Origin of the sequence: Enterococcus sp. AZ084 (assembly GCF_051714905.1) — a bacterium.
Taxonomy (GTDB): Bacteria; Bacillota; Bacilli; order Lactobacillales; family Enterococcaceae; genus Enterococcus_B; species Enterococcus_B pernyi.
The window spans coordinates 290,895-307,558 of sequence record NZ_JBIOSS010000001.1 but is presented as its reverse complement, the minus strand read 5'-3'; the positions used below and the strand labels follow the sequence as shown (position 1 = coordinate 307,558).

Annotated in this window: 14 protein-coding genes; 2 read left to right on the top strand and 12 right to left on the bottom strand. The window is 40.4% G+C overall.

Annotation, left to right across the window (positions count from 1 at the left end; translation table 11 throughout):
• Nucleotides 1–58: 58 nt before the first annotated feature.
• The 5 genes from IGI79_RS01490 to fdrA are packed head-to-tail and all read right to left on the bottom strand — an operon-like array spanning nt 59 to nt 7,334.
• A complete protein-coding gene (locus tag IGI79_RS01490; protein WP_195273712.1) occupies nt 59–1,273 on the bottom strand; it encodes a dicarboxylate/amino acid:cation symporter in 1,215 nt (404 codons plus the stop codon).
• Between the two features lie 6 nt (nt 1,274–1,279).
• Complete coding sequence (gene arcC, locus IGI79_RS01485; protein WP_195273713.1) at nt 1,280–2,218, bottom strand: carbamate kinase; 939 nt, start codon at nt 2,216–2,218, stop codon at nt 1,280–1,282.
• Between the two features lie 22 nt (nt 2,219–2,240).
• Entirely contained in the window at nt 2,241–3,485 is a 1,245-nt protein-coding gene (locus IGI79_RS01480; RefSeq protein WP_104871897.1) for an MFS transporter, read from the bottom strand.
• On the bottom strand, nt 3,455–4,330 hold the full coding sequence (locus tag IGI79_RS01475; protein WP_195273714.1) for a DUF2877 domain-containing protein: 876 nt from the start codon (nt 4,328–4,330) through the stop codon (nt 3,455–3,457). Before IGI79_RS01475 ends, IGI79_RS01480 begins: the two co-directional genes overlap by 31 nt.
• Nucleotides 4,323–7,334 (bottom strand): DUF1116 domain-containing protein, encoded by a 3,012-nt coding sequence (fdrA, locus tag IGI79_RS01470; protein WP_195273715.1) that lies wholly within the window; start codon nt 7,332–7,334, stop codon nt 4,323–4,325. Before fdrA ends, IGI79_RS01475 begins: the two co-directional genes overlap by 8 nt.
• 121 nt (nt 7,335–7,455) lie before the next feature.
• Between fdrA and IGI79_RS01465 the strand changes: the two genes are divergently transcribed.
• Together IGI79_RS01465 and IGI79_RS01460 are read left to right on the top strand one after the other, a co-directional pair.
• Nucleotides 7,456–9,051 carry a PucR family transcriptional regulator gene (locus IGI79_RS01465; RefSeq protein WP_195273716.1) on the top strand — a complete coding sequence of 532 codons (1,596 nt, stop codon included), beginning with the start codon at nt 7,456–7,458 and terminating at the stop codon, nt 9,049–9,051.
• Nucleotides 9,023–9,847, top strand: coding sequence for an alpha/beta hydrolase (locus tag IGI79_RS01460; RefSeq protein WP_195273717.1), 825 nt, complete (start codon nt 9,023–9,025; stop codon nt 9,845–9,847). Before IGI79_RS01465 ends, IGI79_RS01460 begins: the two co-directional genes overlap by 29 nt.
• A gap of 129 nt (nt 9,848–9,976) precedes the next feature.
• On the opposite strand, the gene IGI79_RS01455 is transcribed toward IGI79_RS01460, so the two are convergent.
• The 7 genes from IGI79_RS01455 to IGI79_RS01425 form a co-directional block, all read right to left on the bottom strand.
• Complete coding sequence (locus IGI79_RS01455; protein WP_195273718.1) at nt 9,977–10,597, bottom strand: AAA family ATPase; 621 nt, start codon at nt 10,595–10,597, stop codon at nt 9,977–9,979.
• 1 nt (nt 10,598) lies between these two features.
• Nucleotides 10,599–11,468, bottom strand: a complete 870-nt coding sequence (locus IGI79_RS01450) for a class II fructose-bisphosphate aldolase (protein ID WP_438845628.1) — start codon at nt 11,466–11,468, stop codon at nt 10,599–10,601.
• Between the two features lie 22 nt (nt 11,469–11,490).
• Complete coding sequence (locus tag IGI79_RS01445; RefSeq protein WP_104776440.1) at nt 11,491–11,883, bottom strand: hypothetical protein; 393 nt, start codon at nt 11,881–11,883, stop codon at nt 11,491–11,493.
• A gap of 19 nt (nt 11,884–11,902) precedes the next feature.
• Nucleotides 11,903–13,192, bottom strand: a complete 1,290-nt coding sequence (locus tag IGI79_RS01440; protein ID WP_104871891.1) for a PTS sugar transporter subunit IIC — start codon at nt 13,190–13,192, stop codon at nt 11,903–11,905.
• Between the two features lie 23 nt (nt 13,193–13,215).
• A complete protein-coding gene (locus tag IGI79_RS01435; protein WP_010736508.1) occupies nt 13,216–13,518 on the bottom strand; it encodes a PTS sugar transporter subunit IIB in 303 nt (100 codons plus the stop codon).
• A gap of 18 nt (nt 13,519–13,536) precedes the next feature.
• Nucleotides 13,537–15,618: a BglG family transcription antiterminator gene (locus tag IGI79_RS01430; protein WP_438845627.1), complete on the bottom strand. Its 2,082-nt coding sequence runs from the start codon at nt 15,616–15,618 to the stop codon at nt 13,537–13,539.
• A 275-nt stretch (nt 15,619–15,893) separates the two neighbouring features.
• The gene (locus tag IGI79_RS01425; RefSeq protein WP_438845626.1) at nt 15,894–16,538 is read right to left on the bottom strand and encodes a DUF998 domain-containing protein; all 645 of its coding nucleotides are present in this window, start codon (nt 16,536–16,538) and stop codon (nt 15,894–15,896) included.
• Between the last annotated feature and the right edge of the window lie 126 nt (nt 16,539–16,664).

The following is a 16,664-nucleotide window of genomic DNA, read 5'->3' as shown; positions in this document are numbered from 1 at the left end:
ATTTACATTTACTATAACAAGTATTTTTTAAAATTGCAACCCCTTTCTTTTTATTCATTTAGCCACGGTTAAAAATCTCATAATCGATTTCATCGACTGATTTTGCCACTAGGATCGCTGAATACACATCAGAATTGACATTCAAAATCGTGCGCAACATCCCTACTAACCATTCGACACCACCAAAAATGGCAATACTTTCAATAGGTAACCCCATTTGCGGCACGATGATGGCTAAAGAAACTAGCCCCGCACCAGGAACTACCGCATTGGCTAAAGAAATAAAAGTGGCTAAAATCGCAAGATAGACCATGGTCGTCCATTGAAACTCTACTTGGTACATCTGAGCGATCGTGATCACCGTCAGTGCCATGTGCATTGCTGAGCCATTACTGTTCAATGACATCCCTAATGGTAAGACTAAGTGACTGATTCGCTTACTCAACCCCAATTTATGTTGTGCTTCTTCTAATTCGATTGGTAAAGTGATGGCTGAAGAAGTCGTTGCAAGTGCCATGATCGACATATTCTTCATATTCATGATCAATTTTAACGGATGTAATCGACCGTATATACTGACAACAACTAACCATCCCAGTAAGAACAATACTGTAGCTAAGCTATACACCAGTAGATATTTCACCATTGGCAGAATGACTTGTGCGCCTAATCGGCTGATGCTGCTACTCACCAAGGCAAATATCCCAATAGGGGCAAGGCGCATCACATATTTGATGACTTGGATAATCACTTCGTTAAAATCAACGATTAGTTGAAACAACTTCGATTGCGGCTGTTTTTGTCCATAGTGATTCAAGGCTAAGCCGAAAAAAATCGCGAAAACAATGATTTGGATAATCGAACCTTGCGCAAGAGATTCAAAAATATTTTTAGGCACAAACTGGAGAAATGTTTCTTGGATCGACAGTTCTTGCGCCTCGATCGTAGGACTTAAACGCTCTATATGTTCCATGCCAGATCCAGGCGTAAACAAAACAGCCAATAACACACCCCATAAAGCTGCCAATAAGGAGGAAACCCCAAAGATGAGCAAGGTGCGTGTCCCAATACTTGCTAATTCCTTCAAATCAATACTACCTAAAGCTTGAATGATCTGACCAAGGATCAATAATGGAATCGCCATCTGCATCAGTCGTAAAAATACTTCGCCAATCGGTTTTAACACAGGCGCACTCATTGGCCAGAACATCCCAACCAGAATACCTAAAGCTAATGCAAAGCTAATTTGAATGATCATGGCATTTTTTTTCATCACTCATTACCTCGTTTGTTGAATCACTGTTCCCGCACCTTCAGTCAAATGATTCAATTTTCCAATGGAAGTAATGACTGCTTGACGCTTTGGATCACTTGCCACAAAACGGACCGCTGCCTCTACTTTTGGCAACATACTTCCAGCTGCAAAATGGCCGGCAGTCACGTATTCTTTTGCTTCTTCGGGAGTCATTGTCCCTAAGGCTTGTTCTTCTGGTTTTCCATAGTTGATATAGATATGCTCGACACCAGTTAAAACGATCAAACGATCGGCACCCACAGCGTCTGCCAATACGGCTGCTGAGAAATCTTTATCATTGACCGCTTCCACGCCTTGATAAAGCCCAGATGATTCGATTACTGGGATACCACCACCACCTGCACAAATCGTGACAACATTAGCTGCCACTAATGCTTGGAGTGCTTCTTTTTCCACAATTTCTTTTGGTTGAGGAGATGCAACGACTTTACGGTAGCCACGTCCTGCATCTTCCACGTATGTTCCCCCATTATTTTGTACCGATTTTTTTGCCTCCTCTTCTGTATAAAATGGTCCAATCGGTTTCGTTGGCTTCTGAAACGATGGATCATTCGGATCAACTAGCACTTGCGTCACGATGGAGACGACCGGTTGATTGAGCCCATGTTGCATAAACGCATTGGTTAACGCTTGTTGTAACCAATAGCCAATACTTCCTTGCGTCATTGCCACACATGTATCTAAGCTCATTGGAGGATTTTTTTCGCTTATTCCTGCTTGTTGCTGCAATAATAAATTGCCAACCTGCGGACCATTGCCATGACAAAGAATGACTTGTTCTCCTTGTTCAACAAAAGCTGCAATAGCTTCAGCCGCCTGTTCGACTACGGCTTTTTGTCCTTTATCGGTTGGATCAGTTTCTAAAATAGCATTCCCACCTAAAGCAATCACATTTAATCCCATGTCTTTCCTACACCTCTTTCTATTACTTCAGCGTTTGTGTACGATCCTCTTTTGCCAATAGGGCAAAAAGAATCAATCCGATGAACAACAAGACACAAGAGAGGTAAAAACCAACTTGCATCGAACCTGAAGTATCTGCTAAATAACCAGTAACGTAAGGAGCTAAAATCGATCCTGACATCCCGATAAAATTATACGCACTTAACGTCGTTCCTAAGGCTGCTCTTGGTGCATGTTTCGTGACAAACGTCACCATGATCGGATCAAGTGCTAATTTCCCAGTCAATCCATAAAGAATCAGCACTGTGATCAATAAGGTACGATTGGTAACAAAAGCGATAGCAAAAACTGAAACGATTGCTAACGGAACCAAAACAAAGACTAGTTTCTTCGTCGCTCCTGTCTTATCATTGATCCGTGCAAAGAGTAAGGCGCCTGGTATCGATGCCCAAGGGACTAAAGAAGAAATAAAGCCAACACTCGCTCCAGTAAATCCACGTTCTGCAATCAAAAACTGCGGCAACCAAGTAAGAATCACAAAATTAGCATAAATGCTGGTAAAACATAAAATAAAGGCTGCTACTAAGTTACGATTTGTAAAAATCTGTTTCAAAGAAATTTTTTCTTTGGGGCCTTCTTCCACTTCTGCTTCTTCACCCGGACGGATCACTTTTTCTTTCAACAATACATAAAACAAAATGCCGACAATCAATGTAGGGATCGCCATAAGATAAAAAGGTTTGCTCCAATCATCCCCGTTTTCTAAGACCAATTTACTTGATAGAAGATAACCGCCTGATGTTCCAAAAGCCATACCACTATTAATGATGGCATTTCCAATCGTCCGTTTACTCTTTGGAATCGCTTCTGTCGACAAGGCAAACTGTGGACCGTAGTAAGCACCTTGCCCGATCCCAGCGATTGCACGAATCACTAAGAATAAAATAAACGTCGTGGCTAATCCGGTGAAGTATGTCGCTACTGCCAAAAGTAAAAATCCTACCGTGATGACTAACTTTCGTCCGATTTTGTCTCCGACGATCCCAAAAGGAATCTGAGCGATGGCATATGTCAGAAAGAAGATACTATTTGCTAAGCCTAATTGCGTATTGCTTAAACCGAATTCTTCCCCAACAACCCCCATGATCGGGTTGAAAATCGTTCGTGTGGCATACATCAAGATCCAACCAATAAAAAAGATTGCTACTACTTTGATCCAGTAAGTATCACTGACTCTTACTGCTTGTTTTTGTTTACTCGCTTCCATGTTTCACCCTCACTTTCTTCTCCTTCGATTGCTTGTAGCGCCAACCAAATACCAAAAGCTAGATCCATTCCCGAAGAATGACCGATTCTCATGATTTTCTCTAACTGTTCTTCTATTTTCTCCTCTTGATTTTGTGCTAAGTCTGAAAATAATTGATGCACTAGTGAATTGGCGTACCCCTTTGTCGCACAAGTTAGATACGCTTGGCTGATTGCAGTCGTTGCCGTTTGGGCTTCTCCCAGAGCAACCGCTAGCGCGATTCCTCTGGGATCTGAAACAGTCCCTAAAACAAGCTGATAGCCCATCAATAGGTCATCACCACTAGGCGTCAATCCTTTGCCTCTGCCTAAAAGATAACCAACGACTTCTTGCCATTCAGTTGTCGTCCACTCTCTGTTTGGCTGTGCCATTCGAGCAAACAGTGTCGATGCACGTTTATCTACCGGTAACCCGATTTTTGTCTGCCAGTTTTTTTCAGCCAAAAATGGTTTCAATAAAAGTAGTGGTTTTTTCGATAGCCCTAACTTGAAGACGTTGAGCGGAACCAGCCGACACGGTTTTAATGTCACTTGTCTGACACTTGAAGTACTGTAGATCGTCAATTGATCTTCATTTATTTTTACACGATTTCCTGTTTGAAGAGCCGAAGCAAGTGTGTTAAATCGATCTTCAGGAAGATTGATACCAAAACTAGATAGATACTCATGAAAACAGGCGATATTGATCAATTGTTGATTGATTTCAACATTAAAGGAATGCTCAAATACGCTGTGGATCACACCTATTTTTCCAAATTGCAAAAGTGGAGATAAATACTCGCTCATTTGAATTTCTTGATTACTCAACGTTGATCCCTAGCTCCTTAGCATAGGCCTCTAAGGCTTGTTCAAAGCAAGCGAGTGGTGCCCGAACTGTACCTGCGCCAATTTGTCCCACTCCAGCATTTTTGTGCGCGATCCCAGTATTTATAACAGGGGTGATTCCTGTTTCCACCACTTTGCGAATATCGATTCCTAAGCAAGTTCCTTGAAAATCCCAAGTTGGTATAGAAAACGTTGGATTGTGCCCTTCGCAGATCTTCGCCATTTCATTTGAGGTTGCTAACGCATCTTCAAAACCACCTGCACCAACAAAACGGGTCACACCTGGTGCTGCCACCATGGCCATTCCACCTACACCGACAGTTTCTGTGATAGCACTATCGCCAATATCGGGATTACCATCTTCTTCATTGAATCCTGTAAAATACAAGCCTTTTGGTGTGTTTACAGGCGCTAGATGCCATGTATCGCCTGTTTCTGCGATTAGAACACCAAAATCAACACCATTACGTGTCATCGTTGTCACGATCGTTCCTTTAGTCCCTTGGCGCGCACCATCGACGATTGCTTTTCCCGTAGCCATCATGATGTTCAAGAAAAATTGATCCGTATCTGCTAAGAACTTGATTACATCATATTTTTGTTCTTCAGGAATCTCCGTTTGAATGATCAATGGAGCGATTTCTTTCAGAAAATTCAAAGAAGCAGCAATATTTCTTTGATGGAATTCATCACCCATCGTAATCGACCGGGCGATCAAAACATTTAGATTCAATCCTTCCTCGGTGAATGCTAATGCTTGATGGATTGTTGGTCCTAGTACTTCTTTGATCCAATCTAAGCGATCAACGACTTCTTGGGAATACGCACCAAAACGTAATACCTTACCGATACCTTCATTCAAGATACAGAAAGCTTGATTGCCTTCTTTCCGGTTTTCAACAATGAAGACCGGCATATCACCAGAAGTGATCCCTCCCATTGGTCCTACTGCTTGTACATGATGACAAGGAATGAATCGCACTTCATTTGCTTCAAAAAGTGCTAATGCTTCTTCTTCGTTTTCTGCCCAACGTTCGAATAACGCTGCACCTAGACACGCGCCTCGCATCGGTCCAGTCATCGCCTCCCAAGTAATTGGCGGGCCTGCATGCAACAGTGTTTTTTGCTTTGGATCATTTAATTCAGGAATCACCGTTTTTGCAGGGACCACATCGACCAGAAATGGCTGTGCGTTCTTGATTTTTTCTGTCACTTTCTGATTTTCTTCGTCAATTTGCTCCTGATGCTCCTCTAACTCATCTAAAATTTTGATCATTTTCTTGTTACCGCTCGCGCGAGGCCGCCAATCCAACTGGACTGTTTGTCCACCATAGGTGACAATCGATTCGGTGAAGCTTTTCAAACCGACATTCACTACACGCGGTTTCGTTGTCAATAACTCCATGACTTGCTCACTCGGTTGTGGTACAGCAACTGTTTTTCCATCATATGCTAAGACTTCTTTATCTGCTTCAGACAATCTGATGCCTTTTAACAACAATGCCAATTGAACCGCTTTAGCATTACTCTCTGCGACAAAAACACCTGCTTCTTTCAAGCGTTCCACTGATTTTTGGTAGTCTTGTGGATCATTCTTCGTCCCACACACTGTCGCAACGAAATAAAGTTCTCGTCCTGCTTTTTCTGCTTCTGACTGCGCAGATTGAATCGTTGGTAACAATGCGCCAACCATGTCTTCATGTGCACCATACCCTAAAACAACATCAAATAAGATGACACCAGTTGCTTCTTCCTTGGCGTACTCTTCTATTTTGTGGATCCGGACTTCCGGATCGATCATTGGATGTGGTTTACCTTGTGTGTAACGATCATCTCCTAAATCAATCACTTCATACCCTTGAGATTTCAAGATATACCCATCTTCTTTGACCAAACCACCTAAATCTAATGCTTCTGAAATCAGCATGCCTGCTTCAGCTGCGAGCGTCCCCCCAGAATATAGCCCTTTGACGACTTTTTCTTTAGCAAGCGTCAAAACATCCGGTTGTTCTAGTGCTTCAAAGTAATTTTTTTTCACTGTTGCTTCGTTTGCTAAATCCACAGCGATACGGGCAGTTTCCTCTAACGTGTGTGCCAGATAGACTTTCCCTTCGTGATTCGTTGGTTTTTCTCCTAAAAATATAGCAACGACTGGTTTTGAAATACTCTGCAATAATTGCACTACTTCGTCACGTACCTCTTTTGCAGGTGGCTTAGAAATCACACAGATCACATCTGTTGGTTCATGGTTTTCAAGTGCCACGATTGCATCTTTGACCGTTATTGCTCCCACCTTGTCACTCAGGTCACGACCACCGGTACCAATGGCATGAACCACACCTCCACCTAGACGATCGATGATTGTCGTCACTTCTTGGATACCCGTACCCGATGCACCGACTACGCCAATATTTCCAGGTGCGACAACATTCGTAAAAGCAATGGGGATACTCGATAAAATACCTGTCCCACAATCTGGTCCCATCATCAGTAACCCTTTTTCATGCGCTAATTTTTTCAGACGAACTTCATCTTCGATCGCAATATTATCCGTAAATGAAAAAACATGCAGATTATTCTTCAACGCACGTGCCATTTCTGCTGCACCATATTCTCCCGGAATACTAAACAAGGCGACATTGGCATCTGGCAATTGTTTCAATGCTTCTTTCCACGTAGTCACTGATTTGTTCGGTTGCGCTGTCTCTTTTGCTGATAGATCCGCTAAAAAATCATCAATCATTAACAGTACCTTTTCCATGATTGATTCATCCTCACTCTCTACCACGATCATCAAATCGTTCGCAGACGCAGTTTGTGCTTTTTCTGTTAAAAGTGACGTGTTATTCAAAATGTCTTTATTAGCATCCGTTCCCATCATGATCTGGCTCATGTTGACTTCCTCAAGCGAATTGATTTGATTAGTCAATAGCATCAAGTTGATGGAATCTTGATAATTATTTGGTAAAACAACCGTTTCTAACATAATGCCCCTCCTTATTCATTCTTACACTGTCATTGTAGAAGATTAAGAAAGTGTTTTCATCGGACGTATTTCTAAAAGAATGCTATACTTTTTATCCATAAAAGGAAAAAAGGAGAATATGATGAAATTAAGGGAGTTATTATTGCTAGGTGAACTAAAAAAAGGGAAGATTCTAACGAATGAGATCGGTTTAGATAATGAAGTCGAAACTGCAATGGTCTTAGAAGCCATTGATATCGAAAATTGGAGCAAACAAAATCAGCTGATCCTGACCTCGTTTTATGCATTGAACGACTTGTCAGAAAAAGAACTGGAAGATTTTTTCATCAAGATGTGTCAAATCGGGATCAGTGGTCTTGTGTTAAAAACCGATCGTTTTATCAAGGTGATCCCCGAATGGTTTATTGAGTTATGCTTCAAATATGAAATCCCATTAATCAAAATCAGTCAAGAGATCAGCTATGAAAAAATTCTATTAACGATTTATGAGCCGTTACTCAATGCACATGCCCATACTTTACGAACCTACTATGAAGCACGCCAAAGATTCAACCGTCTAGAAAAGCAGTTTTCTTCTTTGGAAACGATCATGCAAGAGTTTTATCAAATCATCGAACTTCCTTTTTCCTTAAAATTGCTTGATAAAGAAATCGAAATTTGCGAAGGGATGATTCCAACCGATGCCATCGTACTCTCACGTGAATCGCTACCACAAACAGATTTCATGAAAAACGATTATTCTTTACTGACACTTTATGCTCAAACAGACTCGAAAAAACGTTATGCATTAGAGATCGCGATTTTCAATAACTATTCTCTCAATTGCTTATTGCTTGTTTATCTAAACAACAAACAAATCAAAGAAACCGACCTAGTCATTATCGAAAATGCCATTGACGCCTTGCAAGAAAAATTCAATACAGAAAGCCTATTGAAAAAAGAACGCTATACCCGTTTAAATAATTTAGCTGATGCGATTTTACAAAATACACCACGAAATCCTGAAGAACTAGATAGCTTGCTACAAGAAGCACATATGCAGTCAAAAGATACTTACCAGACAATCGTCTTTTCAACTAAAGAGATGCAAACGCAATTAATGAAAAATCGCATCCTTACACTTTTACGGACACTGAAAAAAGAAACGATTTTCTTTGACCAACATCAATATTCAGCTGTTTTATTTAACTTTGATCAATCGGAAGGGCCTATCACTAAAGATCAGATCTCACGCGTGATGGCAGAAATACTCACAGAAAATGAACAAGTAACATTTGCCATCAGCCAAGCAAAACCACGACAAGAAATCAAGGAATTGCTGTTTGAATGTTTGGATATTTTGAATTTCAATACTTCATTTTACAACGGTCCTGTGGTGACATCCGAAGATATCGGCATATTCAAACATTTTATTCGAGAGAATCAAATAGCAACATTGCAAGAAGCAATCCCTCCAAAATTGGCGCAGTTGGCTCAAACAGACCATGACTTATTTGAAACTTTTTATTGTTTTTTACAACACAATCGCAACTACAAGCAAACAGCAGAAGCAATGTTTTTACATGCTAAAACGATTCGTTATCGTCTCCACAAAATTTCCGATTATTTATCAATTGATTTAACAAATCCGTTACAAATGGTCAATCATGAGATTGGCGCCTATATTATCAAAATGAGGAGACAGGCAAATGAAAGAAACCAAACAACTACTCGATGACATTACAGTAACCATTTATCCTGCTCAGAGTGATACACCGAAATATATCCTTTATTTGCATGGTGGCGGATTGATTTACGGATCCAAAGGTGACCTACCCAATACGCTAAAGGATCTCTTTTTAGCTCATGGCTACACTCTGCTAGCTCTTGATTACCTGTTGGCACCAAATACATCTGTAACAGAAAGCATTGCAAAACTAAATGAAAGCTTTGATGCCTTAAAAAAGACAATCATCCATGAACAACCCTTTGGTATTTGCGGACGTTCTGCCGGAAGTTATTTGATGTTCCACCTGACCAAATATTTGCGTATGGATAAAGAGATTGCGCCCAATTTTTTAATCAACTTTTATGGCTATACTGATTTTGAATTTCTGAAGAAACAAACCACTCCTACCACACACACATTAACAGAAGAAATACTTATAGGCATCGATCAACAAACACCCACGGCAGACGATCCACTGATGGCTCGCGCCTTACTTTATCACTATGGACGACAACAAGGAATCTTAGCCGCTTACTATCGCTTACCGAACTCACTGGATTGGTCGGATCATGCCATTGGTGAAAAAGAACTTGCAGCTTTTCCTCCTTGCTATAGTACCGCCAGCACCTCAGACCAAGAAGTACCGTTTGCTTCAAGTAAAAGGATAAGTAAACAGATCCCGAATAGTCGATTCAAACCAGTTTATGATTTAGAACATGACTTTTTGAAACAAACAAACGAGCCCCAAGTCCAAACAGTCTTAAAGGAATTATCAGATTGGTTATCCACCAAAGAGTCGCTTTGACATATGGCACGGAAATCTAGTAATAAAAAACAAAAAAGCCTATCTCTCGATAAATAGGAGGATAGGCTTTTACTTTTTACGATTCATTTTAAAACTTGAATCAATCAACTAGATATTAATTTTTATTGGTCATTCGCCATTCGCCACTCGCCACTCTAACTCGTCTAACAGCGGCGTATAATCCACTTTGGTAAAATCAGTCACATCGAATGTATAAAGCGTTCCAAGTTCAAAGTGTTCATACTTTCGATCATTTATAACAGCTCTAAATTCTTCTTTGGTGATATGATTGGTTCCTAACGATCGATCGTCCAACGTATCCCCATAATGATAATGGTCCATGATATAACTCAAATGACGTTCAGGATCACGATCTCTTTTATAACGTCGTTGCCATAGTACCTCAAAATCTGCGTGCAAGCGAATCGTGATCACTTCATAGCCATATTTTTTTGATAACGCTTCTAATGGTCCTTTTTGTTTGTCACTGAAAGGATACTCTGAAACAATCACTTTCTTCCCAGCTTCCATGTACAGTTCCAACGCCTGATAAAAGAATGGATACACCTTGTTTTTTTCTTGCTCTGCTCGTTCAGCTAAATTATCGAACCCAATTGATTCAGCGTAATACTCTTTGACTTCATCTAAGGTAAGACGATACATCGTTGGAAACCGTTCGAACAGTCGTTCCATCAAATAAGTTTTTCCTGTTCCCGGACTTCCTGCCAAAAGAAACAAATATTTTTTCATTTTAGCTCTTTCCTGCATAGATCTCACTTCCTGTATTCAAAAACAGGCCGATTTTATGTTTGATGATTGCCTTTACTGCTTCGTTGGCTGGGATCACGTTGTGGCGTAATGATCGGCTGACTTCTGTTTCACCAAAGCTTTCTTTTGCGGTTTTCGTCCAGTTGACAAGTAGCTCTGTCCCAACATTGAATTTACGGATTCCATGGTTGATCAACTCTGGATAATCTTCCTCTTTCACTCCAGTACCGCCGTGGATGACCAAGGGAACATCGACTACTGTGTCGATTTCTTTCAGGAGTGGTAGATTGACTTCTGTTTTTGATTTGAATTGCCCATGATTTGTTCCAATAGCAATTGCTAATGCGTCTACTCCAGTTGCTACTACGAAATCTACCGCATCCTCGGGTTTCGTATACACTTTATCATCTTCTGCCACATGGATTCCTTCTTCCGTCCCACCAATCGTTCCTAGCTCCCCTTCCACTGAGACACCACGAGCGTGGGCGTATTCAACGACTGCTTTTGTTTTCAAGATATTTTCTTTAAAAGGTAAATGGGAACCATCATACATTACTGAAGTATAACCGCTATCGATTGCTTGCTTGATATCAGAGAAATCACGCGCATGATCCAGATGAAGAACAGCATCCACCATTTCTTCTTCAGCGATCGTTTTCACTACATTGACTAAGACATTCATCCCAATATATTTCGCCGTATCCACACTTGTTTGGATAATGATCGGCGCACCCATTTCTTTGGCTGCTCGTAACATTTCTGGCAACATCTCTAAGTTATGCGTGTTGAATGCGCCCACGGTAAAATTCAAAGCTTCTGCTGTTTTTGTTACCTCTTTTAATGTCGTATACATTTTTTTATAGCCACCTTTATTCTTATTTATTCCCTGTAATCGTGAGTTGTTTAGCAATTTGTCGCATCTCGTCCATTTTCCCCATATAATGATCAATTCCTTGATCGTCCCCAGCTCGTGCAGCTTCTGCTCTTTTTGCATTATATAAAGACATCAACTTCTTATACCCATCATTGATACTTTTCTTCAGTGATAAACTTTTCTCAAGCTGTTCGATTGCCTGATCGTTATCCCCTAACTCAGCGAGTTTTAGTCCTACTTGTTCAAAAAGAACCGCTCGTTGGTCTGTTTCTTCTGTCTGGTCGATCTCTTTCTTTAGTCGTTCGATCGCTGTTTGAAGTTCTTCTTTTTCTTCGATGGAAAGCGTCTGTATTACTTCATGTTGCTCTTTTTTCTTTTTCAAAAAACCAAACATTATGCTCCCTACTTTCACATTAGAATGCTTTTAAAATCGGACTTAAGATCCAAGCGTACAGTAGTGCTACCACTACTGTATCGACATCTGTCGCTGTCGCACTAACAAATCCCATTGAATTGAAAATCGTTACTAGTAATGCTGGCAACAAGGTAATAAAGAAGCCATGAGCGATGCCACCAATGATTGCTCCTCGTCGTCCCCCAACTGCATTACCAAAAATACCCGCTGTCCCCCCAGCAAAGAAATTCGTCAACATCCCTGGCAGAATCATCGCTAATCCAAACATCGGCAACGTAAACATCGCAATGACCGTACCGATCGTTGTTGTGATAAACCCTAAAATCACTGCATTCGGACTATAAGGGAAGAACACCGGACAGTCTAACGCTGGAATCGCATCAGGAACTAGTTTCATCGCAATCCCACGAAAAGCTGGAACGATTTCGCCTAGTAATAAACGTACCCCTGAAAGTAATACGTATACACCAACAACAAACTGGATGGCTTGTAAAAAGGCAAACATGATGTAGTTTTGGCCCCCTGATAGCTCAGCCGCAAACGTCTCTCCTGCAAACAACACAGTCACGATATAAAGTGGTACCATCACCACCATGACTGATAAATACGTATCTTGTAAAAATTCAAAGTGAGCAGGCAATTTAATGTCTTCAATCGATTTCTTGTTCTCGCCTTTTTCACCAAAGATTTTTGCTACCCCAGCCTCAAATAAATAGCCGATCGTACAAAAATGCCCTAAAGCAATATCGTTTGAACCGGTGACCTTACGTATGATTGGTTGCGCCATCGCTGGCATCGCAATAGCAAACACTGCCCCAATGAAACCACCAACTAAAATCAAGACAAACCCACGTAACCCAGCGAAGTACCCAAATACAGTGGTCATCGTCGCCATCCATAAGATGGCTTGACCAGTCAAGAAGATATATTTCCACTTCGTAAAACGGGCAAGTAAGATATTAAAGATAAAAATAGCTAGAAAGGTTAACGCGATATCTCTACCTAGACCAAGTTCATTCATTGCTTGACCATTGATTGCTTCAATTGACGGGATGATTCCTTCCATTTGGAACCCTTCGGTAAAAATTTGCCCAAAATATGTCAAACTACCGACGATGATACTCGAACCCGCACTTAAAACTTGAAAGCCTAGCAATGTTTTCAATGTACCCGAAATAATTTGACCCGTTGATTTCTTTTGCAGGATCAGGCCTAGCATCGCAATCAAGGCAATCGTGATCGATGCTTGAGTCAAAATATTTTCGATAATAAAATTGATAACACCCATGTTTTCTCCCCCTATTTTTTTGATTAGATAGCTCCCTTACTTTGTAAAACTGGTGTTAACTTCTCTTCGATCTCAACTTTTGAGACGATATTTTTCAAGTAAATCATGGCTGTTGTCGGATCAATGGTAAATTTCTCAAATTGTGAACGAAAATTCTCTGCGGTAATGATCACATCCGGTTTCATCGAAACGGCCGAAGAGATATCGCAGTGATCCAGCTTAGCTGTTACTCCTAATTTATTCAATACATCCTCGGCTGACATTTGAGCGGCAAAACTACTTCCTAGTCCTGCGCCACATACAAATAAAATATTCAATTTGTTCATTCCACTCTCTCCTTTTAGCTACTTAAATAGTCGTTTTTTAAATGAATCTACATTAGAACTTTCGATCAAACGAGTCAATTTCGTTTCGTCATTGATCAACTCGATCAACTCCTTCATGATTGTCAGATGGGAATATGAATCCACCGCTGCCAAGCAGAAAATGATTTTAACCGGATCCATCTCTTCATTGCCAAAATCAACTGGCTGACGAATTGTCGCGACACTCACCCCTAACTTATTGACGCCATCTTCTGGTCTGGCATGGGCTAATGCCAGATGCTTGCCAATAACGATATAGGCGCCATACTCTTCTACTGCACGAACCATCGCATCAACATAACTTGACTCAACGATATTTTCTTTCAACAATGGTTTAGCCACTCGTTCAATCGCTTCTTGCCAATTGTCTACGTGTTCTTGGATCAATATATGATTATCTGTCAAAATGTCTTTTAGCATTGGTTGGATCTCCCTTTTATTGATTTCTAAATGATTTTGCTCAAATAATGTTTCTAATTTGGTGTAGATTGGCCGATCGATCTTGCCTCCACTTTCTTCCACGATCCGCAAGACGTCGGTAAACAATTCTGTTTGCCCACTCTCTGTCGGAATCAGTCGTTGGACCTTTTGGTGAGCATTTAAAAAATCTGCAATGATCGGACGATTCGCATCGGTTAAAATAGGCTCCAACACAAGCAGCGGTTTGTTCTGATTTGATAATTGGAACGTACTGAAAATCAAGTCGACATCTAACTTATCCACCAACTCCGCTTCTTTAGAACTTAATACCGCGACAACTTCAATTTGTGGGAACTGCTCTTTTAAATTTTCTGCTAATAGATTGCCTGTTGCCAATCCATGGTGACAAACCACCACTGATTTATACATGTACATGACATTCTGTTTGATCGTGCTAGCAATCGTCGAAAAATGGATCACTAGAAAAGCAAGTTCATCTTCGATTATCTCTCCACCAATGACTTCCTCGATCGTTGGGACAAATAATTCAACTGCTTCATAGATGGGGCGGTAATTGGCCCGAATATTTTCTTTCAAAGGATTCGTGACTTGGATTCGATGTTTGATGCGAATGATCAAAGCCGTCATATGTTTATAAAGGTTTTCACACAGGATTTCTTCTTTTAAGTGAAATGGGATACGGGTCTGTTCCTCGACGAATTGGATCAGTTGGATCGTCAACAGTTGTGCTTGGACCCATTCCAACGAATTACTGATATCTTTTGAACTGAATGTCTCGATCGTAAAACGAAGGTAGTTTCTTTCAACCGGCGGAACGTCTGTCAAACGAAACTCAACGATGACCTTTTCAATAAAGTCAGTGAAACCGTCTTTTTTTTCGTTACTATTTTTCCAATTGATGGCTGCAATAAGTTCATGCTTTCTGACTCGCTGGACCCAAATCATCGTAAACAGCAACAGTTGATTTTTGTAGATATCATCTTCTTGTCTGATCATAGTATCTGTATAGATGGCTTCGAGCTTTACAATCTCCGAAGGTGGAAAATACTGTTGGAAAATTCTTTGAGCCGCAGTGATTTTCGTACCATTTCTTGCTGAAAAATCAATTCTTCCTAGATTCTTATTGATCAAGTCATAAATCATCGTGCGGATGGAGCGCTCCGCTCCTTTATAAACTAATCCCTGTCTACCAAAACTCACGATCTCGATACCGTATTTGATCAAATCCGCTCGCAAACGACGCATATCTTCGTCCATCGTACTTTTCGAGATCATGAATGCTTCTTCCTTACGATTCAAATAAACTGGCTGTTGCTCATAAGCAATTGATAACACTAAATCAAAGGTCCTCTCGTCACGATTCAACAACTCCTCTTGATAAGTCACCAATGCTTCTGCCAGTCTTTTTTCTTCCTCATCGCTTAAACGCAACAGAAACCCTTGCTTACGAACCGTTTGGATTTCTCCCAACTGATTGGCTCGCAACCAACTATTGGCATCCAGCACATCTTGACGAATCGTTCGTTGACTGACTTGATACTCTAACGCTAATTGTTCCGCTTTGATTGGATAATGATATGCGCTAAATCTTTGAAGTAACTCAATCGTTCTCGTTTTCATATGATTGATTTTCCTTTCTGAACCAAGTATATGTTGGCGCTTCCAAAATAAAAAGTAGAGATTTCTGCCAATTAAGTTGGCAGAAAAGTAAGAACACCTTTATAAATTTTTTTAAGCAAGTTAGTAGCAGAAGCACCTACTTTCGAGAAATAAGCCGCACAAGTCGAAAATAGTCTCTCCTATTTTTGGCTTGCGCGGCTTATTCTCTGAAAAAAACCTTCAGGAAGCTCGCTTATTCGATTGTTTAGAAATAACCCTTTCGCTCAACCAAACAGCTATTTTGTCACTCGTTTTAGTTGGTTGATACCTACTGATACGATCGTTAAATAATTGAAGAAGTAACTCAATCTTTGACAAAAACCTAGTTTATCCAATAGCGGAAGGTGATTTAGCACTGAGATCCTTGCCATTCCGTAAATCATCGCACTCAGCAGACTCAAACTTATTAAGACGATATACATTCGACTGATTGGCTGATTCGCTTCTTTTCGATAGAGTAATAAAGCAAAAACCGGAAATAAAAGAAAGCCACTATAACCTAAACTAGAACCAACATTATGTACCCACGTTGAGAAATCCCACGAAGTAGCTTGGGTGTTAAGACTAAATAATCCTGTAAAAAGGCAATCGCCTATCGCATAGAAACCTAGTGAAATAATCAACCATTTCGCTAAATGAGTAGATACTTTTTCAAACGAAGAATACAGCGCAGGTAAGGATAAGATAAAAAAGATGCCTGAAAAAACAGAACAAACAAGAAAGAATGTTCTCACTGGACTTGTGACGTCACCGAATACACTGATTGGCAGCCTCAATTGATCTAAGCCTGGATAGAACAAGCCCAAAATATAAGGTGTAGAAAAATCACTCAACACTCCTAGAAATAAAAAATAAAGCCCATAACGTCGTAAAAAAACCATGTACTCCTCCAAAACACTTTTATTCTTATATACAGAATAACATTTTCAATTTAATTGCAAAACAAAAAATCCTATTGATTCTGTCACACTCAGTGGTTTAGGATCAAAGGATTTTTTGCTTTGATA

Coding starts and splice junctions, on each gene's coding strand:
- arcC (WP_195273713.1), bottom strand. CDS start 2,218: ATGGGATTAAATGTGATTGCTTTAGGTGGGAATGCTATTTTAGAAACT.
- IGI79_RS01490 (WP_195273712.1), bottom strand. CDS start 1,273: ATGAAAAAAAATGCCATGATCATTCAAATTAGCTTTGCATTAGCTTTA.
- IGI79_RS01480 (WP_104871897.1), bottom strand. CDS start 3,485: ATGGAAGCGAGTAAACAAAAACAAGCAGTAAGAGTCAGTGATACTTAC.
- IGI79_RS01455 (WP_195273718.1), bottom strand. CDS start 10,597: ATGAAAAAATATTTGTTTCTTTTGGCAGGAAGTCCGGGAACAGGAAAA.
- fdrA (WP_195273715.1), bottom strand. CDS start 7,334: ATGTTAGAAACGGTTGTTTTACCAAATAATTATCAAGATTCCATCAAC.
- IGI79_RS01430 (WP_438845627.1), bottom strand. CDS start 15,618: ATGAAAACGAGAACGATTGAGTTACTTCAAAGATTTAGCGCATATCAT.
- IGI79_RS01465 (WP_195273716.1), top strand. CDS start 7,456: ATGAAATTAAGGGAGTTATTATTGCTAGGTGAACTAAAAAAAGGGAAG.
- IGI79_RS01445 (WP_104776440.1), bottom strand. CDS start 11,883: ATGTTTGGTTTTTTGAAAAAGAAAAAAGAGCAACATGAAGTAATACAG.
- IGI79_RS01435 (WP_010736508.1), bottom strand. CDS start 13,518: ATGAACAAATTGAATATTTTATTTGTATGTGGCGCAGGACTAGGAAGT.
- IGI79_RS01425 (WP_438845626.1), bottom strand. CDS start 16,538: ATGGTTTTTTTACGACGTTATGGGCTTTATTTTTTATTTCTAGGAGTG.
- IGI79_RS01450 (WP_438845628.1), bottom strand. CDS start 11,468: ATGTATACGACATTAAAAGAGGTAACAAAAACAGCAGAAGCTTTGAAT.
- IGI79_RS01460 (WP_195273717.1), top strand. CDS start 9,023: ATGAAAGAAACCAAACAACTACTCGATGACATTACAGTAACCATTTAT.
- IGI79_RS01440 (WP_104871891.1), bottom strand. CDS start 13,192: ATGGGTGTTATCAATTTTATTATCGAAAATATTTTGACTCAAGCATCG.